Source organism: Ruegeria sp. AF8 (genome assembly GCF_056541825.1).
The window spans coordinates 98,518-116,975 of the sequence record NZ_JBQFYW010000001.1 but is presented as its reverse complement, the minus strand read 5'-3'; the positions used below and the strand labels follow the sequence as shown (position 1 = coordinate 116,975).

At 60.9% G+C, this 18,458-nt stretch carries 20 protein-coding genes; 14 read left to right on the top strand and 6 right to left on the bottom strand.

All coding sequences use genetic code 11. The features are described from left to right. Window positions 1-55 precede the first annotated feature (55 nt). From pcaF to ACR0AO_RS00515, 7 genes are read left to right on the top strand one after another with little or no spacing between them, the layout of a single operon-like run. Entirely contained in the window at window positions 56-1,258 is a 1,203-nt protein-coding gene (gene pcaF / locus ACR0AO_RS00545) for a 3-oxoadipyl-CoA thiolase (protein ID WP_480598630.1), read from the top strand. A gap of 15 nt (window positions 1,259-1,273) precedes the next feature. Continuing rightward, window positions 1,274-2,266, top strand: coding sequence for a 1,2-phenylacetyl-CoA epoxidase subunit PaaA (gene paaA / locus ACR0AO_RS00540; protein ID WP_480598627.1), 993 nt, complete (start codon window positions 1,274-1,276; stop codon window positions 2,264-2,266). A 23-nt stretch (window positions 2,267-2,289) separates the two neighbouring features. Next, window positions 2,290-2,574: a 1,2-phenylacetyl-CoA epoxidase subunit PaaB gene (gene paaB, locus ACR0AO_RS00535; RefSeq protein ID WP_480598621.1), complete on the top strand. Its 285-nt coding sequence runs from the start codon at window positions 2,290-2,292 to the stop codon at window positions 2,572-2,574. Then, complete coding sequence (gene paaC, locus ACR0AO_RS00530; RefSeq protein ID WP_480598618.1) at window positions 2,574-3,335, top strand: 1,2-phenylacetyl-CoA epoxidase subunit PaaC; 762 nt, start codon at window positions 2,574-2,576, stop codon at window positions 3,333-3,335. Before paaB ends, paaC begins: the two co-directional genes overlap by 1 nt. A 5-nt stretch (window positions 3,336-3,340) precedes the next feature. Then, window positions 3,341-3,802, top strand: a complete 462-nt coding sequence (gene paaD, locus ACR0AO_RS00525; protein WP_480598616.1) for a 1,2-phenylacetyl-CoA epoxidase subunit PaaD — start codon at window positions 3,341-3,343, stop codon at window positions 3,800-3,802. A 23-nt stretch (window positions 3,803-3,825) separates the two neighbouring features. Beyond that, the gene (gene paaE / locus ACR0AO_RS00520; RefSeq protein ID WP_480598611.1) at window positions 3,826-4,899 is read left to right on the top strand and encodes a 1,2-phenylacetyl-CoA epoxidase subunit PaaE; all 1,074 of its coding nucleotides are present in this window, start codon (window positions 3,826-3,828) and stop codon (window positions 4,897-4,899) included. 13 nt (window positions 4,900-4,912) lie between these two features. Further along, window positions 4,913-5,671, top strand: a complete 759-nt coding sequence (locus ACR0AO_RS00515; protein ID WP_480598607.1) for a Phenylacetic acid catabolic protein — start codon at window positions 4,913-4,915, stop codon at window positions 5,669-5,671. A 60-nt stretch (window positions 5,672-5,731) separates the two neighbouring features. Here the strand turns inward: ACR0AO_RS00515 and ACR0AO_RS00510 are convergent, their stop codons facing one another. Further along, window positions 5,732-6,241 (bottom strand): MarR family winged helix-turn-helix transcriptional regulator, encoded by a 510-nt coding sequence (locus ACR0AO_RS00510; RefSeq protein WP_480598603.1) that lies wholly within the window; start codon window positions 6,239-6,241, stop codon window positions 5,732-5,734. An 86-nt stretch (window positions 6,242-6,327) separates the two neighbouring features. Between ACR0AO_RS00510 and ACR0AO_RS00505 the strand changes: the two genes are divergently transcribed. Beyond that, the gene (locus tag ACR0AO_RS00505) at window positions 6,328-6,759 is read left to right on the top strand and encodes a PACE efflux transporter (protein WP_480598597.1); all 432 of its coding nucleotides are present in this window, start codon (window positions 6,328-6,330) and stop codon (window positions 6,757-6,759) included. 2 nt (window positions 6,760-6,761) lie between these two features. Here ACR0AO_RS00505 and ACR0AO_RS00500 read toward each other — a convergent pair whose 3' ends face one another. From ACR0AO_RS00500 to paaG, 5 genes are all read right to left on the bottom strand, one after another. Next, window positions 6,762-6,968 (bottom strand): hypothetical protein, encoded by a 207-nt coding sequence (locus tag ACR0AO_RS00500; protein WP_480598595.1) that lies wholly within the window; start codon window positions 6,966-6,968, stop codon window positions 6,762-6,764. Between the two features lie 82 nt (window positions 6,969-7,050). After that, window positions 7,051-7,647, bottom strand: a complete 597-nt coding sequence (locus ACR0AO_RS00495; protein ID WP_480598593.1) for a TetR/AcrR family transcriptional regulator — start codon at window positions 7,645-7,647, stop codon at window positions 7,051-7,053. Between the two features lie 3 nt (window positions 7,648-7,650). Then, window positions 7,651-8,961 carry a phenylacetate--CoA ligase PaaK gene (paaK, locus tag ACR0AO_RS00490; protein ID WP_480598590.1) on the bottom strand — a complete coding sequence of 437 codons (1,311 nt, stop codon included), beginning with the start codon at window positions 8,959-8,961 and terminating at the stop codon, window positions 7,651-7,653. A gap of 15 nt (window positions 8,962-8,976) precedes the next feature. Next, on the bottom strand, window positions 8,977-9,405 hold the full coding sequence (gene paaI / locus ACR0AO_RS00485) for a hydroxyphenylacetyl-CoA thioesterase PaaI (RefSeq protein ID WP_480598586.1): 429 nt from the start codon (window positions 9,403-9,405) through the stop codon (window positions 8,977-8,979). Window positions 9,406-9,407: 2 nt separating this feature from the next. Further along, entirely contained in the window at window positions 9,408-10,193 is a 786-nt protein-coding gene (paaG, locus tag ACR0AO_RS00480) for a 2-(1,2-epoxy-1,2-dihydrophenyl)acetyl-CoA isomerase PaaG (protein WP_480598583.1), read from the bottom strand. Window positions 10,194-10,296: 103 nt separating this feature from the next. Between paaG and ACR0AO_RS00475 the strand changes: the two genes are divergently transcribed. The 6 genes from ACR0AO_RS00475 to ACR0AO_RS00450 all read left to right on the top strand — a co-directional run bounded on the left by ACR0AO_RS00475 (window position 10,297) and on the right by ACR0AO_RS00450 (window position 18,399). Beyond that, window positions 10,297-12,342, top strand: coding sequence for an FAD-dependent oxidoreductase (locus ACR0AO_RS00475; protein WP_480598580.1), 2,046 nt, complete (start codon window positions 10,297-10,299; stop codon window positions 12,340-12,342). Window positions 12,343-12,403: 61 nt separating this feature from the next. Next, the gene (locus tag ACR0AO_RS00470) at window positions 12,404-13,423 is read left to right on the top strand and encodes a TRAP transporter substrate-binding protein (protein WP_480598577.1); all 1,020 of its coding nucleotides are present in this window, start codon (window positions 12,404-12,406) and stop codon (window positions 13,421-13,423) included. Between the two features lie 52 nt (window positions 13,424-13,475). After that, entirely contained in the window at window positions 13,476-13,979 is a 504-nt protein-coding gene (locus ACR0AO_RS00465) for a TRAP transporter small permease (RefSeq protein WP_480598574.1), read from the top strand. Beyond that, entirely contained in the window at window positions 13,979-15,331 is a 1,353-nt protein-coding gene (locus tag ACR0AO_RS00460; RefSeq protein ID WP_480598572.1) for a TRAP transporter large permease, read from the top strand. Before ACR0AO_RS00465 ends, ACR0AO_RS00460 begins: the two co-directional genes overlap by 1 nt. A 133-nt stretch (window positions 15,332-15,464) precedes the next feature. Further along, window positions 15,465-17,495 (top strand): phenylacetic acid degradation bifunctional protein PaaZ, encoded by a 2,031-nt coding sequence (paaZ, locus tag ACR0AO_RS00455; RefSeq protein WP_480598569.1) that lies wholly within the window; start codon window positions 15,465-15,467, stop codon window positions 17,493-17,495. Between the two features lie 100 nt (window positions 17,496-17,595). After that, window positions 17,596-18,399, top strand: a complete 804-nt coding sequence (locus ACR0AO_RS00450) for a PaaX family transcriptional regulator C-terminal domain-containing protein (protein ID WP_480598567.1) — start codon at window positions 17,596-17,598, stop codon at window positions 18,397-18,399. Window positions 18,400-18,458 lie beyond the last annotated feature (59 nt).

Sequence of the window (18,458 nt, the reverse complement as noted above, 5' to 3'; positions counted from 1 at the left end):
ACCCGACCAAGCGGTCACTTAATGACGCCCTACCAAAGACCGGAGTTTTCGACGCATGGACGCATACATTTGCGACGCCCAACGCACCCCGATCGGACGCTATGGCGGCGCCCTGTCCCAGGTTCGTACGGACGATCTGGCGGCCATCCCGCTGGCCGCCCTGAAAGAGCGCAATCCACAAGTTGATTGGGCCAGTCTGGATGACGTGATCTATGGCGACGCCAATCAGGCCGGTGAAAGCAATCGCAATGTGGCGCGCATGGCGGTGCTGCTGGCAGGGCTTCCGGTGGATGTGCCCGGCACCACGATCAACCGCCTGTGCGCATCCGGCATGGATGCGGTCGGGATGGCGGCACGTGCGATCAAGGCGGGCGATTATGACATGGCCATCGCCGGTGGTGTCGAAAGCATGTCGCGCGCGCCGTTCGTTATGCCCAAAGCGACCAGCGCCTTCACACGCGCCAACGCGGTCTATGACACGACCATCGGCTGGCGGTTCGTAAACAAGAAGATGCACGGGATGTATGGCACCGACTCGATGCCGCAAACCGCCGACAATGTCGCCGAGGATTATCAGATCAGCCGCGCCGATCAGGATGCCTTTGCCGCCCGAAGCCAGGCCCGCTGGGCCGCGGCGCACGAAGCCGGCGTGTTTCAGGAAGAGATTACCCCGGTCACCATCCCGCAACGCAAGGGTGAGCCGGTCATTGTGGACACGGATGAACATCCCCGCCCCGGCACAAGTGCCGAAAAACTATCTGGACTCAAGGGTGTCAACGGCCCCGACAAGACAGTGACGGCAGGCAACGCCTCGGGCGTGAACGACGGAGCGGCGGCGATCCTGCTGGCGAATGAGGCCACGGCCGCCAAGAACGGACTGACGCCAATCGCACGGGTGGTCGGCATGTCGGTCGCGGGCGTCGAGCCGCGCGTGATGGGCATCGGTCCGGTTCCGGCCAGCCGCAAGGTTCTGGACCGCGCAGGACTCACCATCGGCCAGATGGATGTGATAGAATTGAACGAAGCCTTTGCCGCGCAAGGCCTTGCCTCGCTGCGCGAGCTGGGCGTGGCCGACGACGCCCCGCACGTCAACCCCAACGGAGGTGCCATTGCCATCGGCCACCCCTTGGGCATGTCCGGCGCGCGGCTGGTGATGACCGCGGCCTATCAATTGCGCCGCACCGGCGGACATTACGCGCTTTGTACCATGTGCGTTGGCGTCGGTCAGGGTGCGGCACTTATTCTCGAACGCGTATAAGGGAGGAGAGCCCAGATGTATGCTCAGATGATCAAGACGGCCTCGTCCGGGGTAAAATCCCGCGAGGACATGACCGAACAGGAACGCGTCTTTCAGGACAAGATCGACAACGACATCAAGATCGAGCCGCGCGACTGGATGCCGGACGATTACCGCGCGACACTGATCCGCCAGATCGGGCAGCACGCACATTCCGAGGTCGTGGGCCAATTGCCCGAAGGCAACTGGATCACCCGTGCGCCCACGCTGGAGCGCAAAGCGATCCTGTTGGCCAAGGTGCAGGACGAGGCCGGGCATGGCCTGTACCTCTATTCCGCCGCCGAGACTTTGGGGGAAAGCCGCGACGAACTGATCCGTCTACTGCATGAGGGGCGGATGAAGTATTCGTCGATCTTCAACTATCCGACGCTGAACTGGGCCGATATCGGTGCCGTGGGATGGCTGGTCGACGGGGCTGCGATCATCAATCAGGTGGCGTTGCAGCGCACCTCATACGGTCCCTATTCGCGCGCCATGGTCCGCATCTGCAAGGAAGAGAGCTTTCACGCGCGTCAGGGATATTCGGCGATCATGGCCATGGCCTTTGGCACGCCCGAGCAAAAGAAGATGGCGCAGGACGCGGTCAACCGCCTGTGGTTCCCGGCGCTGATGATGTTCGGGCCCTCGGACAAGGATTCGGTGCATTCCGAACAGTCGATGGCCTGGAAGATCAAGGTCAAGACCAACGACGAACTGCGCCAGCAATTCGTGGACCAGACGGTGCCGCAGATCGAATATCTGGGCCTCGATCTGCCGGACCCGAACATAAAATGGAACGAAGAGCGCGGGCACTACGAATTTTCCGATCCCGACTGGTCGGAATTCTTCGACGTGATCAAGGGCAACGGCCCCTGCAACACCGACCGCATGGCCGCCCGTCTCAGAGCCTGGGACGACGGCCAGTGGGTGCGCGACGGGCTGCTGGCCCATGCCCGCAAGAAACAAGCCGCGAAAGTGGCAGCCGAATAACCCGCCCTAGGAGGATTTGAGACATGAAAAACGAATGGCCCCTGTGGGAAATCTTCATTCGCGGCCAGCATGGCATGAGCCACCGTCATGTGGGCAGCCTGCATGCGCCGGATGCCGATATGGCGATCAAGAATGCCCGTGACGTCTATACCCGCCGTAACGAGGGCGTGTCGATCTGGGTGGTCGAGGCAAAGCATATCAGCGCCACGGCACCGGGCGACAAGGGCCCGCTGTTCGAGCCGTCGGAATCGAAGATCTATCGCCACCCGACCTTTTTCGACATTCCCGAAGAAGTGGGGGCGATGTGATGACCCGGGATGAGGCTTTTCTGCAATTCCTGCTGAGGATGGGGGACAACACCCTGATCCTCGGCCACCGGGTCAGCGAGTGGTGCGGCCACGCGCCGGTGCTGGAGGAAGACATCGCGCTTGCCAATACAGCATTGGACCTGATCGGTCAGACCCAGATGTGGCTGGGCCTTGCGGCTGACGTTCAGGGCGAAGGCAAAAGCGCCGACGATCTGGCCTTTCTGCGTGACGCATGGGATTTCCGCAACGTATTGCTGGCCGAGGTGCCGAACGGAGATTTCGGCCGCACGCTGATGCGCCAGTTCCTGTTCGACGCATGGCACAGCGTCATTCTGGGACGGCTGATGACATCGTCCGACGACCGCGTCGCGGCGATTGCCGAAAAAGCCAGCAAAGAGGTTACCTATCATCTGGAACGCTCCGGCGATACGGTGGTCGGTCTGGGCGACGGCACCGAAGAAAGCCATGCGCGGATGCAGGAGGCGCTGGATTACCTCTGGCCCTATGTCGGCGAGATGTTCGTCGGCGACGAGGTGGACGCGCAAATGGCGGCCGCAGGGATCGCACCCGATCCGGCGAGCCTGCGCGAGGAGTACGACGCTCTGGTGAGCCGCGTACTGAACGAGGCGACACTGACCATCCCCGAGGGGCGCTTTGCCCACAAGGGCGGCCGTGACGGGCGCATGCATACCGAGCATCTGGGGCATTTGCTGACCAGCATGCAATGGTTGCAGCGCGCCTATCCCGGCGCAAGCTGGTAAATCGCATGTCGCGCGCCTCGACAGAACAGGTCTGGGAATGGCTCGACGCCGTTCCCGATCCTGAGATCCCGGTTATCTCGGTGGTCGATCTGGGCATCGTGCGCGATGTCGAATGGGACGGCGATACCTTGACCGTTTCCGTGACGCCCACCTATTCCGGCTGCCCGGCGACATCCGTGATCAGCATGGATATCGAAACCGCGCTGCGTGATCACGGCATCGAGGATATCCGCCTGCAAACCCGTATCTCGCCCGCCTGGACAACCGACTGGCTGAGCGAGAAGGGCCGCGCCCGGCTGGAAGAGTATGGTATCGCGCCGCCGCAACCCGCAGGCGGGCCCGAACGTTGCCCCAATTGCGGCAGCACGGCGGTGGAAAAGGTCAGCCAGTTCGGCTCGACCCCGTGCAAGGCGCATTGGCGCTGCACCGACTGCCTTGAACCCTTTGACTATTTCAAATGCATCTGAGCCCGGAAAAGAGGAGACCGCCGATGGCGCGATTTCACGATCTGGAAGTCACCGACATCCAAAAAACCATCCGCGACGCGGTCGTGGTGACGCTGAAGCCGGCGAACGGCGCAGCCGAAGAGTTTGATTTCACCCAAGGCCAATACCTGACCTTTCGCCGCGACTTTGACGGCGAGGAATTGCGCCGCTCTTATTCGATCTGCTCGGGCAAAGACGATGGCATCCTTCAGGTCGGCATCAAACGCGTTGACGGCGGTGCATTCTCGACCTGGGCCAATGAAGAACTCCGGGTCGGCGATACGCTGCAGGCGATGCCGCCCATGGGCGGGTTTTTTACCCCGCTCGATACCGAGGCCGAGAAACAATATCTGGGCTTCGCCGGTGGTTCGGGCATCACGCCTGTTCTGTCTCTTCTGAAGACGACGCTGGCGCGGGAACCGAAATCGCAATTCACGCTGGTCTATGCCAACAAGGGCGTGAACACGATCATGTTCCGCGAAGAGCTGGAGGATCTGAAAAACCTCTATATGGGCCGCCTGAATGTGATCCACATTCTTGAGACGGACGCGCAGGAAATCGATCTGTTCACCGGGCTGGTGACCGAGGAAAAATGCGGTGAGTTGTTCAAGCACTGGATCGACATCGAAAACACCGACATGGCCTATATCTGCGGGCCGGAACCGATGATGCTGGGCATCGCGGCGGCATTGCGGTCGCATGGGCTGAACGACGGGCAGATCAAGTTCGAACTGTTTGCCAGCGCCCAGCCTGGCCGCGCCACGCGCAAGACCGTTTCCGCCGAAGCCGCGACCAGCGCCAATCAGGCCAAAGCCGTTATCACATTGGACGGCGCGACCCAGACCATAACCATGCCCAAGGATATGTCGGTCCTCGACGCGGCATTGGACAACCGGATGGACGCTCCTTTTGCCTGTAAGGCCGGGGTGTGCTCGACGTGCCGCTGCCGGGTGATCGAGGGCGAGGTCGAGATGGTGGCGAACCACGCACTCGAAGACTACGAAGTCGAAAAGGGATATGTGCTGAGTTGCCAGGCCTATCCGCTGACCGACGCCGTCGTCGTCGACTACGACCAGTGAGGGGAGAGAAACAATGGCCGAAGACATGACGATCGAAAGCTATCTCGCCGCTGGCGGAGTGCTGACCAACCCCATGAACGTTCCGCCGCGCTATCGGGCCGAGTTGATGAAGCTGATGGCGATATTCGTGGACAGCGAACTGGCCGGTGCCGCGGGCTTTGCCGACGTGATCAACGAGGGTCCAGGTATCAAGGAACGGATCGCCGCCGCAAAGATCGTGCTGGAAAAGACCGACAATGCCGAGCGGGTGCTGCGGATCATGGGAGAGTTCGGCGCCGATGCGGAACGGTATGCAACTCATCATCCCTGGACGGCCCGGCTGGACCGTGCAGCCGATATCGGCGCCACCCGGTCCGAGCATGACATGCGTCTGGCCGTGTTCAACTATCCGCTTCAGGGATGGGTCGATGCGGTGATGATGAACCTGCTGATGAGTCGCGCGGTGACAGTTCAACTGGCCGAATTTGCGCTGATCTCATACCAGCCGCTGGCCGAAGCCTTCCGGGCTATTGCCCCCATCGAGGCGCATCACGGCGAGTTGGCGCTGGAAGGGGCCGTGAAACTGATCGAACAGGGTTCCGCGGCCAGCATGCAGGAGTCGGTGGATTACTGGTGGCCCCGGGTTGCCGCGAGCTTTGGTTCGGGGTCGTCCGGAAAATTCGAAAGCCTGCGGGCGATGGGTTTGCGTAAGTCGACCAATACCGCGCTGAAGACCCGCTGGGAGGTCGAGGCGGGTTCGTTGCTGGACACTTTGGGTCTGAAAGCCCCCTGACCGATCAGGCGGCGCAGTGACCTGAGCCGGATGAAGTGTGCCCAAAGTCATGGTCTCACCTCATCCGTCTGCTGCCGCCTCCAGACGTTCCACGGTTCGCAGCAAGGTCTCTCCGAGATCGTGGATCTGCTCGGCGCCCAGCGAACCCTCCAGCATGCGTTTGTCCTGAGCCGCCACTGCAGCCATCACGGTTTCGATCCGCCGCGCGCCTGCATCAGTCAGGATCACGGCGCGGCTGCGCCGGTCGTCGGGGTCATCCTCGCGCGTGACAAGACCGTCGCGTTCAAGCTGTTTGAGGATCTTGGTCATACCACCAGAAGTAAGCAGGATGGCGCGGTACAATTCAGTCGGCGTCAACCGATGAGGTCCGGGTTGAGCGCGCAGAGTTGTCAGAACCTCGAACCCTGCCTGTGTCAGGCCGAATTCCGCAACCAGTCGGCGGGTGTCCTCCACAACGAGGTCACGCAGGCGGATTATGCCCAGCATCACGGTAGTTTCCGGCGCGTCGGCCTCGGGCCAGTTCTGCCGGATCTGGTTCAGTATTTCTTTGAGTGAGAGCCTGTCGGCCATGTCTTGCCTATCCACGCCAAATTTATCTTGCCGGGAAGATATAATATCTGTAAAGACAAGAAAACATCTTTCTGGAAAGATAAATCATGCGCAGTCTGCGAGATCGCATCAGGCACACATTGTTGTTCGAGGGAATCGCGGTGATCCTGGCGTCAGTGGGCGGCAGTGTGATTACAGGGCATTCGATGCAAAGCCTTGGTGTGCTGTCCGTCATGTTCAGCATTCTGGCCATGGTATGGAATTTCGTCTTCAATCTTTTGTTCGATCTGTGGGACCGGAAGTATCGCAACATGGCGCCGCGCGGGCCGGGCATCCGGGCCGTCCACGCGATCCTGTTCGAAGTGGTGATCCTGATCGTGGGAATTTTCCTGACCGCGTGGTGGCTGTCGATCGGCTATCTTGAGGCGCTGATCCTGGATATCGGCTTTTCCACCTTTTTCCTGATCTATGCCTATGTGTTCAACTGGGCCTATGACCAGATCTATCCGGTGCCGCGCCCACCCGAGACGGTCGCATAGCGTCAGTCGCGGGGGCGACCGATCAGCCCGTATTTGCGGGCAAGCGATTTCAGCGAGAACCGCCGTTTTTGTCGGGGCGCGACCCGTGCCGGCGCACCGGCGCGGCGGTTGAACTCGTAGACATCGATGATCTTTTCGGCGCAACCGCAGGCCTCACCCAGGCCGACCTTGGCAAAATAGAATTTCTCGAAACTTTCCGGTTTTTTCATGGTGCCTCTCCTGCGCACAACCAGAGCAGGGATTGCGCCAAAGTCCAACACCATTTTGCTCCGCTCCGGGCAACGTGATCCGTCAGAGCCCAGGCAGTCCATGCAGGGTGAGCGTGCTGACCATGCGGGCATAGTCTTCGCGCGCGGCGCTGTCCGCGCCCGGGTTCCACATATAATACCAGTTCAGCATACCGAAGACCGACATCGTCGCCGCGCGCAGTTTTCCCTGATCGCCATCGAACACGCGGGGCTCAATGGCACAGATGATTTCGCTGACAAATACGATCATGTCCCGCTGATAACCGCGCAGCAGCTTTTGCTGATCCGCGGGCAAGGCCGACATGCCGCTGGTCTGAACCCGGTGCTCGTCATCCACCCCCTGATAGGCCAGCAGAATCTCGCGCACCACCTTGTGCAACCGGTCCGGCTTGCTCAGGCCTTCAATATCAATCCCGCAGATCAGGTCACGCAACTCGCGCAGATAGGTCTCGAGAATGTCGAACAGGATCGCATCCTTGCCGTCGTAATAGTGGTAGATATTGGCTTTCGATATACCGCATTCGCGCGCAAGCTGAGTCATCGAAGCTCGGTCGAACCCTTCGCGTGCGAAAACGCGCGCGGCGGATTTCAGAATCTGCGCGCGCTTCTGGTCATGGTCTTTGGCAATCGTACGGGCCAAGCCTCACTCCTTATCCCGGTTGTCGACAACGCGCTTGGCCTTGCCCTGACTGCGTTCGACGTCACCCGGCTCCCCTACAACAATCTCGGTGGAAACGCCAACAATGTCCTTGATCCGCTTGGTCAGCATGCGGGCTGCTGCTGTCTTGCTCAGCTCATCCGCCGCATCCGGCAGCGCCTCGACATAGACCCGCATCGCGTCCATCCGGCCCGCCTTGTAAAGCTCGATCTGGTAATGCGGAGCCAGACCGCCAGTGGCCATAACCTGTTCTTCGACCTGACTGGGAAAGACGTTGACGCCGCGCAGGATGATCATGTCGTCGGAACGTCCGGTGATCTTTTCCATCCGCCGCATCGACCGCGCCGTCCCCGGCAAGAGCCGCGTCAGGTCGCGGGTGCGATAGCGGATCATCGGCAGGCCTTCCTTGGTGAGCGTGGTGAACACCAGCTCGCCCATTTCGCCATCCGGCAGCACTTCACCCGTCGCCGGGTCGATGATCTCGGGATAGAAGTGATCCTCCCAGATCACCGGGCCATCCTTGGTCTCGACGCATTCGTTGGCGACGCCCGGGCCCATGATCTCGCTGAGGCCATAGATATCGACCGCGTGCATATCGAAGGCCTGCTCGACCTCCTTGCGCATCGCGTCGGTCCAGGGCTCTGCCCCGAACACACCCACGGATAGTGAGCTTTCGCGCGGGTCCATGCCGACCTTGCGATACTGCTCAAGGATGTTGAGCATGTAGGACGGCGTGACCATGATCCCGTCGGGTTTGAAATCGGTGATCAGGCCCACCTGTTTTTCCGTCTGCCCGCCGCTCATCGGCACGACGGTCGCGCCCAGACGCTCGATGCCGTAATGAGCGCCCAAACCACCGGTGAACAGGCCATAGCCATAGGCGTTGTGGACCATGTCACCCCTGCGCAGACCCGACGCACGCAGGGAACGCGCCACCAGATCGGCCCAGTTGTCGATGTCAGTTGCGGTGTAACCCACCACGGTCGGCTTGCCGGTCGTGCCCGAGGAGGCGTGCAGGCGCATGATCTGCTCGCGCGGCACGGCAAAGAGGCCGAAGGGGTAGTTGTCGCGCAGATCGTTCTTGTAGGTGAACGGGAATTTCGCCAGATCGCTCAGCGAATGCAGGTCGTCGGGATGCACCCCGGCCTCGTCACAGCGCTGGCGGTACATCGGCACGTTGTCATAGGCATGGCGCAGCGACCATTTCAGCCGGTCCAGTTGCAGGGCACGAATCTCGTCAATCGAAGCAATCTCGATCGGATCCAGATCGGCTTTGTTCGGGGTCAGGTCCTTCATTGAATCCTCCTCGCCTTATTCCTCGTCAAACAGTGTGCCGTTGATCGCCCGGGAAAATCCGCGGAACTCAGCGATCCTTTGGCCGTGCTGATTGGTGACTGTCACATCGTAGATGCCACTGCGCCCGGTCAGGCTCAGCTCGGTTGCGGTGGCAGTCAACCGGTCACCCAGCCGCCCCGGCGCGATGAAACTGATCATGTTGTGCTGAGCAACCGTGGACTGGTTTCGGCTGTTGCAGGCAAAGGCGAAGGCGCTGTCGGCCAGCATGAAACTCACCCCGCCATGACAGATGCCGTGCCCATTGCAGTGATGTGCCTCGACCGTCATCTCCAGCGTCGCCGTGCCCACGTCTACCCCGGTGATCTCCATCCCGGCCCATTTCGTGGCATTGTCCATCGCCCACATGGCGGCAACGGCTTTTTCCGCGCGTTCCTTGGGGGTCATGTTCACTGGCCCTGAAAATTCGGGGCGCGTTTTTCAAGAAAAGCGGTGACGCCTTCAGCGTAATCCGCGCTTTCGCCGCAGGTTTTCATGGCATCGGCCTCAAGCTCCAGATGGTCCGACAGAGTGTTGACCGCCGCCGCCTGGATCGACTGTTTCGTCAACCCAAGCCCGAGGGTCGGACCATTGGCAAACTGTTCGGCCAGCGTGCGCGCTTCGGTCATGAGCTGATCATCCGGCAACGCCTTCCAGATCAGCCCCCAATCCTCGGCCTTGTTGGCGGGCAGTGGCTGCGCCGTCAACGCCAATCCCTTAGCGCGCGCTTCGCCCAGCAGGCGCGGCAGGTGCCACGAGCCACCGGTATCCGGAATCAGCCCGACCTTGGAAAAAGACTGGATGAATTTGGCGCTTTCAGCAGCCAGAACGATATCGCAAGCCAGCGCGAGGTTGGCCCCGGCTCCTGCCGCAACCCCGTTGACCGCGCAGATGACCGGAAAGTTCAGCGACCGGATCAGTCGCACAAGCGGTGCATAGAACGTCCGAACCGTGCTTCCGAGATCCGGCGGCCCATCCATTTTCGACGGATCACGGTCGCCCAGATCCTGCCCCGCGCAAAACCCGCGCCCCGCCCCGGTCAGCAGAACCGCGCGCACGCCCTGATCTCTGGCGGCCTCCAGTGCGGATCGCAGCGCATAGTGCATTTCGTCCGTGAAGCTGTTCAGTCGATCAGGGCGGTTGAGGGTGATTTCAACCCAATTCCCATGGCTTTCGGTAAGAATCGTATCAGACATCACCAGCTCGCTTTGCGATTATTTCAACAATGTTCTTGCATAAACCGAACGGTTGGTCAATAAATTAATCACGAAATGATTCCCAACCAACCAGGGCGAGGACATGTCCGACAATCCGGTAGTTTCGGTAAAACGCGAAGGCGACATCGCATGGGTGGAAGTTGACAACCCGCCGGTGAACGCCACCTCGACCGCCGTCCGTGCAGGATTAAGGCGAGCGGTTGCCGAAGTGCAGGGCGCACGTGTCGCTATCCTGATCTGTGCGGGCCGGACCTTTGTCGCAGGCGGCGATATGTCCGAATTCGACCGCCCCGCCGAGGAACCTCATCTGCCCGATGTGGTGACATTGATCGAAGACAGCGAAACGCCATTTGTCGCGGCTTTGCACGGGACCGTGCTGGGCGGTGGTTTCGAAATCGCAATGGGATGCGCCTGGCGGGTCGCAGCGGAAGGAACCAGATTCGGATTGCCCGAGGTGAATGTCGGCCTGATCCCCGGCGCGGGCGGCACCCAACGTACGCCGCGCCTGATCGGGATGCAGGCGGCGATCGACATGGCCTGCAAGGGCAAGATGTTCAACGCGGCCGACATGATGGCGCTCGGCGGGATTGACCGGGTCGTCACAGGCGATCTGCGCGATACCGCACGTGAGTTCGCCCTTACTCTGCCACCGCGCCCGAACAGGATTCGCGACCGCATCGTGAAACCTCTGGATACCGATGCGTATGAAGCCGCGGCATCCAGCCTACTGAAAAGCGCCAGGGGACAGCAATCTCCGCTACTGAACCTTGAAGCGCTGCAATGGGCCGCCCTGCCCTTTTCCGAAGGCCAGCCCAGGGAACGGGCCCTTCATCTCGATCTGCGGCAGTCAGAGGAAAGCCGCGCGCTGCGTTACGCCTTCTTTGCCGAGCGGGTCGTCAGCAAACCCGACGCGATTGCGAGCGTGCCCAGCCGCGACCTGCATCGGGTGGCCATCGTCGGGGGCGGTTTGATGGGGGCCGGCATTGCGATGGGTTGTCTGAGCGGCGGTCTCGGCGTGACCCTGATCGAGCGTGACGGCGACTCTGCGCTTGCCGCCCGCGACAGGATCGCCGGCCTGATCGACGGCGGTGTCAGTCGCGGCAAGGTCACCGCCCGGCAGCAAGCCGAGATGCTGGACAGGTTGATCACGACGGACGACTATTCCGACGCCGCTGGGGCCGATCTGGCCATTGAGGCGGTTTTCGAAGATCTTGGCGTCAAGCGCGACGTGTTTGTGCAGCTTGCCCGGGTCATGTCCCGGGATGCCATTCTTGCCACCAATACCTCATATATCGACCCTACGCTGATCTTTGAGAATGTCGTCAATCCATCCCGCTGTCTGGGATTGCATTTCTTCAGCCCCGCGCATGTGATGAAGCTGCTCGAAATCGTGCAAACCCCCGATACCACGCCCGAGGTTCTGGCAACCGGATTTGCGCTGGCAAAGCGCCTGCGCAAGGTCGCGGTTCTGTCGGGCATCTGCGATGGTTTTATCGGCAACCGGATGCTGTCTGCCTATCGGCGTGAAGCGGAATATCTGCTGGCCGACGGTGCATTGCCGCACGAGATCGATGCGGCGATACGCGCCGAGGGGCTTCCGATGGGGCCGTTCGAACTGCAGGACCTGACCGGGCTGCAAATCGCGTGGGCAAACCGGAAACGGCAGGTCACAACGCGAGACCCGCGCGAACGATACGAAAGCATCGCCGACACGCTGTGTGAAATGGGGCGTTTGGGACAACGCTCCGGAGCTGGGTGGTACAGGTACACCAACGGATCGCGCACACCCGAACGCGACGCGGAGGTCGAGGCCCTGATCGAAGCCTATTCTGCCAGGCGCGGCATTGTCCGCCGGACCTTCTCGTCCCGTGACATTTCCGACCGTCTGCTTGCCGTGCTTGCCAACGAAGGCGCGCTGATCGTGCAGGAGGGCATTGCAGCAAGAACCGAGGACGTGGATATGGTGCAGTTGCATGGCTATGGCTTCCCCCGCTGGCGCGGCGGACCGATGCATCTGTCCGAACAAAAAATCAGCGGGCATGTCGCCGACACCATGGAAAAAATCGCGGCAGAAAGCCCAAGTTCCTGGAAGATCGCCGACAAGTGGGCGAAAAACTTAACCTGTTGATGGTTACAAAACGGACCATTAACACATTTATGACTCACGTTTTGGAGGAGAAAATCAAGTCATGAAATTCACCAAGCTGACGACTCTACTGGCTTCGGCCGCGCTGGCAGTGACCGGCACTGTGGCCATGGCGGCCGACTATACGCTGACCATTTCCAGCTGGGCGCCGCCGACCCATGGTATCAACGCCAAGATGTGGCCCAAATTCGTCGAAATGATCGAAGAGGCAACCGACGGTCAGGTCACAGCGGAACTGAAGCTGGGAATTGCGCCTCCGCCCGCGCAAATGGACCTGATCATGGACGGCGCCGCCGATGCCTCGATCATCTTCCATGGCTACCAGCCGGGCCGGTTTGTCGTTACCAAGTTGATCGAACTGCCCGGATACGAAGGTTCGGCCGAGGCAGCCTCGGTCGCCTATTGGCGCGCCTATGAGCAGTATCTGAAGGCGGCGGATGAACATCGCGGCGTCAAGGTCATCGCACTGCACACGCATGGACCCGCGCAGTTGCATTCCAACTCGTCGGTAACAGGGCTTGACCAGTTTTCCGGCCTCAAGGTGCGTATCCCCGGCGGTGTCGGCGGCGATGTCGGGACGGCGTTGGGCGCAACCGGCATTCAGGTTCCTGCCCCGAAGGTCTATGAAACACTCGCGTCGAAAGCGGCCGATGGTGTTGTGATGCCGTTTGAATCCCGCAAGGGCTTCAAGCTGACCGAAGTGGCGCAGAACGTCTATGAGATGCCCGGCGGTCTTTATCGCGGCTCGTTCGCGTTCATCATGAACGAAGACACCTTTGCCGACCTGCCCGAAGACATTCAGGCTGCGCTGGAAGAAAAGGTCTTTGGCGAGCCGCTGAGCCGCGAGATCGGCAAGATCTGGGACGAGATCGACAACATCGGTCGCGAGGAAACCGAAGCGGCCGAAGGCAATGCGATCAACGCCGCCTCGGATGCCGACCTTGAAAAGTTCACGGTGATTTCCGAAGACATTCGCGGCAAGGTCATCGCCGAAGTCGACGGGGCCGGCGTTGATGCCCAGGCCGCCTATGACATGATCAAGTCGGAAATGTCGGGCAACTAAGCCCATCCCGGGGGCGGCAGCGTTCCGCCCCCGAACCCCCGGGAGGACCTCCATGACATCCCTGATCCAAACTGTCCGGCGGGCCAGCATCCTGCCTGTGTTCGTCGCCAGCGTTGCCCTGTTCATCCTGATGGTGATGACGTTTTGCGACGTGATCCTGCGCTCGGTGTTCAACTCGCCTATCGAGGCGGCAACCGAATTGACCCGCATCCTGATGGCAATACTGGTGTTTTCGGTGCTGCCCATCATCTCGGTCACCAACGGGCAAATCGCCGTCGACCTTACCGATGGCATCTTCCACCGGCTGCGCCTGGACCGCATCCGGGATGGCATCATCTATCTTGTAAGCGGCGCCATGATGTACTGGCCCGTGAATAGAGTTTGGGTTTTGGCCGAGCGTGCCAGAGAATATGGCGACGTCACGGAATATCTCTCGATCCCCACCTATTTCGTGGGCTGGTTCATCACCCTCTCGGTGGCCATCACCGGTATTGCTATGATCATTACCGGCCTGTTGCACCTTTTTGCCCCCCAATACCTCTCGGAGCGCGCCTGATGATTGCGGCATTGATTGGATTTGCACTGGTCCTGATCCTTGTGCTCGTACGTTTGCCTATCGTCTTTGCGATGGGATTGGTCGGCACGCTGGGATTTGCCTATGAGCGTGGCGGCTCGATTTTTGACGAGCGCGGCCTCAAGGCCGCGATGTCGATGGTTGGCCGCCAGATCACCGATACGGCGCAGGATTACGGGCTGTCGGTTGTGCCCTTGTTCATCCTGATGGGCCTATTTGTAAACAAGGGCGGCATGGCACGCGAGCTTTATGCGGTATCAAACGCCTTTCTGGGCCATATGCGCGGCGGCATCGCCATGGCGACCGTTGCTGCCTGCGGCGGTTTTTCAGCCATCTGCGGTTCGTCACTGGCCACCGCCGCCACCATGTCCAAGGTCGCCATGCCGCAGATGCGCCGCTATGGCTATTCCGACGAGCTCAGCACTGCTTCCATCGCTGCGGGCGGCACACTGGGTATCCTGATCCCGCCTTCGGTGATTCTGGTGATCTACGGCTTGCTGACCGAAACCTCGATCGGCAAGCTGTTCATGGCCGGGATCATTCCCGGGTTGCTGGGCATTCTGTTCTATCTGTTCGCCGTTCGTTGGACCGTCTGGCGCAACCCCGCCGCCGGCCCCGCCGGAGAACGCGCCGGCTGGGGCGAACGCTTCCGCGCGTTGGGGTCGGTCTGGGCGGTTCTGCTGCTGTTTTTCCTGGTGATCGGCGGGCTGTATGGCGCGTTCGACTTCCATCCGCTGAACCTCACGTTCTCGCCGACCGAGGCGGCGGGAATGGGCGCGGCGGGCGCTTTCCTGATCGCGCTTTTCCGTGGCGGCCTGACGGTTTCATCGACATTCGAGGTTCTGAAAGAAACCACCTTTACCGCGGCGGCGCTGTTTTCGGTTCTGATCGGGGCGCAGATCTTTTCCAATTTCATCAACCTCGCTGGCCTGCCCGAGGCACTGATCGCACTGGTCACCGCCTATAGCGTGTCGCCTTTTGTAGTGATCCTGATGATCCTTGGCATCTACATCATTCTGGGCTGCGTTTTTGAATCGCTTTCGATGCTGCTGCTGACGGTGCCAATCTTTTTCCCGCTGGTGACTTCGCTGGGATATGATCCGATCTGGTTCGGCATCGTCGTTGTGGTCGTAACCGAGATTTCGCTGATCACACCGCCTGTCGGCCTCAACGTGTTCATTCTCAAAGGCGTTGTCGGGGACGTTTCGACCGGCACGATCTTCCGGGGTGTGACCCCCTTCTGGGTTGCGGATATCTTCCGCCTTGCGCTGATCGTTCTGGTTCCCGTCGTCGTCCTGTATCTGCCCGAGCAGATGGGCGCGTTGGGGCATTGACAACGCTGAGGCCGGGGCCAGAACTCCGGCCTTTTGGCGAGCAAACCACCTCGCATCAAAATATTGACCGGTCGTTCGGTTAATTATATGTTAACTTTAGACTGCCACCGCGCACCACATACGGGAGAGACCAATGACACTGTTGCAGATTTCCAGCTTTGCCGCCGGAGAATGGGTCACCCCTGGGGCTAGCGCGCGCACCATATCTTCGGCCATCACGGGCGCGCCGATGGCCACTGCGGGCAATGCGGACCTCGACGTGCAGGCGATGCTGGATCACGCGCGCAGTGTTGGCGGACCAGCCCTGAGGGCGATGACGTTTCACGACCGCGCCCGGATGCTCAAGGCCCTGGCGCAGGCGTTGAACGCACAGAAACAGGCGCTTTATGACCTCAGCTTTGACACCGGGGCTACTCAGTCGGACCATCTGATCGACATCGACGGCGGCATCGGCACGATGTTCGTCTTCGCCTCGAAAGGCCGCCGCGAAATGCCTGACGGCCATGTCTATCTGGACGGCGATGTCGAGCAGTTGTCCCGCAACGGCACGTTCCTGGGCCAACATGTCTGCACCCCGCTGCAAGGCGTGGCGGTGCATATCAACGCCTTCAACTTCCCGGTCTGGGGGATGCTGGAAAAACTGGCCCCCACCCTGCTGGCCGGTGTTCCGGCCATCGTGAAACCGGCCACCAACAGCTGCTATGTCACCGAACTGGCGGTGAAGATCATGCTGGACAGCGGCCTTCTGCCAGCAGGCGCGCTGCAGCTGGTTTCGGGCGGTCTGGGCGACATGCTGGACCGGTTGACCTGTCAGGACGTGGTCAGCTTCACCGGATCCGCCGATACCGCACTGAAGCTGCGGCAGAACCCGGTGATCCTGCAGAACTCGGTGCGCTTCGTGGCCGAGCAGGACAGCCTGAACGCGTCAATCCTCGGCCCTGACGCCGATCCGGGCACGCCCGAATTCGATCTCTTCGTCAAAGAGGTCAGCCGCGAGATGACCACCAAGGCTGGGCAGAAATGCACTGCCATTCGCCGTATCATCGCACCGGAACCCCGCGTCGGGGCGGTGATCGAGGCCCTGTCCGCGCGGCTAGCGAAAACCGTGATCGGCGATCCCCGGCTTGAGGGCACACGGATGGGGGCGCTGGTCTCAGCCGGGCAAAAGGCCGATGTTCTGGCCAAGGCCGCGATCATCGGACAGGAGGCTGAGCGGGTTTTCGGCGATCCCGATGCCTTCGAGGTGAACGGAGCCGACGCGAACAAGGGCGCCTTCGTGCCGCCGATGTTGTTTCACTGCGCCAATCCCGATGGCGCTGTCAGGGTTCACGACACCGAAGCTTTCGGGCCGGTCTCGACCGTCATGGGGTATCGCGATCTGGATCACGCCATCGCGCTGGCCAATCGGGGCCAGGGCTCGCTGGTGACGTCGCTGATCACCCACGACGCACAGGTCGCCCGCGACGTGGTGATGGGTGCAGGGGCCTATCACGGACGGATCTATATCAACAACCGCACATCAATGAAGGAAAGCACCGGCCACGGTTCACCCCTGCCCCATATGGTGCATGGTGGCCCGGGCCGCGCGGGCGGCGGCGAAGAGATGGGCGGCGTGCGCGGCGTGAAACACTATATGCAGCGCACCGCTGTGCAGGGATCGCCCGAAATGCTGGCGACGATCGGTGACAAATGGGTGCCTGGCGCGCAGGAAATCCCGGGCCCCGCGCATCCCTTCACCCGCAAGTTCGGCGAACTGGCGATCGGCGAGACGCTGCACACCGCCTCGCGTACCGTCACCCTGGACGATATCGAACATTTCGCCCATTTCACCGGCGACACGTTCTATGCGCATATGGACGAAGAGGCCGCCAGCCGGAACCCGTTCTTCCCCGGCCGCGTCGCGCATGGCTATCTGCTGCTTTCCTTTGCCGCGGGTCTGTTCGTTGAGCCGAACGAGGGGCCGGTTCTGGCCAATACCGGGCTGGACGGGCTGCGCTTCATGAAGCCGGTCTCGGCGGGCGACAGCATCAAAGTGCGGTTGACGGTCAAGAAAAAAACCCGCCGAACCGACGAATATGGCGAGGTGCGCTGGCATGTCACCCTGACAAATCAGGACGATGAATTGGTGGCAGAATACGAGCTGCTGACCATGAACGCCTATTGATCCAGCGGCCGGGCGCTCCGTTCGGATCCGTCCGGCCCGGATCTTCCAAGCGACAAAGAACCGGATTTTCTTATTCGACGAGCAGGTTTAGTCTGTATCCATGACGAGTGAGAATAGCTGGTTCGACAAAGCTACCGCCGAATTGGCAGACCCTCAGAACCAGAGGGTGTGGTCCATTATTGTGTCCCTGTTCGGCGATCTGGCACAGGAACGCGGCGCGCAGATCTCCGGCGGTGCGCTGACCCGGATCATCAAACCGATGGGCATCAAGCCCGAAGCCATCCGTGTCGCGTTGCACCGGCTCCGCAAGGACGGCTGGATCGAAAGCGCGCGCTCGGGGCGCGAGTCGCGGCACTTCCTGACCGAATATGGCAGATCCCAATCGGCACGTGTCACACCGCGCATTTACGCTCGTGAACCAAGGATTCCGGATCGCTGGCATCTGTTGATCGCCGAGGACGGTCCGGGCATCCACACCCTCGATGATCTGATGATGACGCGCGACTACACCGCCATCGGACGAACCGTTGCACTGGGCGCGGGACCACCCCCAAAAAACTGTGAAGATCTGGCCGTTTTCGAAGTATCGGCCCACGCGGCACCTGCCTGGCTGCAGGACCGTCTCTGTCCGCCGGAATTGCGCGAGGCCTGCAACAGCTTGCAGCAAGCGGTTCGCCAAATTCTCGACGCGCGCCCCGCCAACTGGCACCCGACGCCATTGCAGACCGCCACGCTGCGAACCTTGATCGTGCACCGCTGGCGCCGCGTGGTGTTGCGCCACCCGGAATTACCCGCGGTCTTTTTTCCTTCGGGCTGGAGCGGAACCTCGTGCAGGGCAGAAGTGTTTCGTCTTCTCGACACTCTGCCCCGTCCCGGACTTGATCGCATCAACACCATCACCTGATCCAGCCATCAGACGGAAAACCGATGCTCTGCGAGGTCGGGGTAGATTTCGAGTCTTCT

What these genes read in the sequence shown, in the direction of transcription:
- pcaF (WP_480598630.1), top strand. Translation starts at nt 56, where the DNA reads ATGGACGCATACATTTGCGACGCCCAACGCACCCCGATCGGACGCTAT.
- paaA (WP_480598627.1), top strand. Translation starts at nt 1,274, where the DNA reads ATGTATGCTCAGATGATCAAGACGGCCTCGTCCGGGGTAAAATCCCGC.
- paaB (WP_480598621.1), top strand. Translation starts at nt 2,290, where the DNA reads ATGAAAAACGAATGGCCCCTGTGGGAAATCTTCATTCGCGGCCAGCAT.
- paaC (WP_480598618.1), top strand. Translation starts at nt 2,574, where the DNA reads ATGACCCGGGATGAGGCTTTTCTGCAATTCCTGCTGAGGATGGGGGAC.
- paaD (WP_480598616.1), top strand. Translation starts at nt 3,341, where the DNA reads ATGTCGCGCGCCTCGACAGAACAGGTCTGGGAATGGCTCGACGCCGTT.
- paaE (WP_480598611.1), top strand. Translation starts at nt 3,826, where the DNA reads ATGGCGCGATTTCACGATCTGGAAGTCACCGACATCCAAAAAACCATC.
- ACR0AO_RS00515 (WP_480598607.1), top strand. Translation starts at nt 4,913, where the DNA reads ATGGCCGAAGACATGACGATCGAAAGCTATCTCGCCGCTGGCGGAGTG.
- ACR0AO_RS00510 (WP_480598603.1), bottom strand. Translation starts at nt 6,241, where the DNA reads ATGGCCGACAGGCTCTCACTCAAAGAAATACTGAACCAGATCCGGCAG.
- ACR0AO_RS00505 (WP_480598597.1), top strand. Translation starts at nt 6,328, where the DNA reads ATGCGCAGTCTGCGAGATCGCATCAGGCACACATTGTTGTTCGAGGGA.
- ACR0AO_RS00500 (WP_480598595.1), bottom strand. Translation starts at nt 6,968, where the DNA reads ATGAAAAAACCGGAAAGTTTCGAGAAATTCTATTTTGCCAAGGTCGGC.
- paaK (WP_480598590.1), bottom strand. Translation starts at nt 8,961, where the DNA reads ATGAAGGACCTGACCCCGAACAAAGCCGATCTGGATCCGATCGAGATT.
- paaI (WP_480598586.1), bottom strand. Translation starts at nt 9,405, where the DNA reads ATGACCCCCAAGGAACGCGCGGAAAAAGCCGTTGCCGCCATGTGGGCG.
- paaG (WP_480598583.1), bottom strand. Translation starts at nt 10,193, where the DNA reads ATGTCTGATACGATTCTTACCGAAAGCCATGGGAATTGGGTTGAAATC.
- ACR0AO_RS00475 (WP_480598580.1), top strand. Translation starts at nt 10,297, where the DNA reads ATGTCCGACAATCCGGTAGTTTCGGTAAAACGCGAAGGCGACATCGCA.
- ACR0AO_RS00470 (WP_480598577.1), top strand. Translation starts at nt 12,404, where the DNA reads ATGAAATTCACCAAGCTGACGACTCTACTGGCTTCGGCCGCGCTGGCA.
- ACR0AO_RS00465 (WP_480598574.1), top strand. Translation starts at nt 13,476, where the DNA reads ATGACATCCCTGATCCAAACTGTCCGGCGGGCCAGCATCCTGCCTGTG.
- ACR0AO_RS00460 (WP_480598572.1), top strand. Translation starts at nt 13,979, where the DNA reads ATGATTGCGGCATTGATTGGATTTGCACTGGTCCTGATCCTTGTGCTC.
- paaZ (WP_480598569.1), top strand. Translation starts at nt 15,465, where the DNA reads ATGACACTGTTGCAGATTTCCAGCTTTGCCGCCGGAGAATGGGTCACC.
- ACR0AO_RS00450 (WP_480598567.1), top strand. Translation starts at nt 17,596, where the DNA reads ATGACGAGTGAGAATAGCTGGTTCGACAAAGCTACCGCCGAATTGGCA.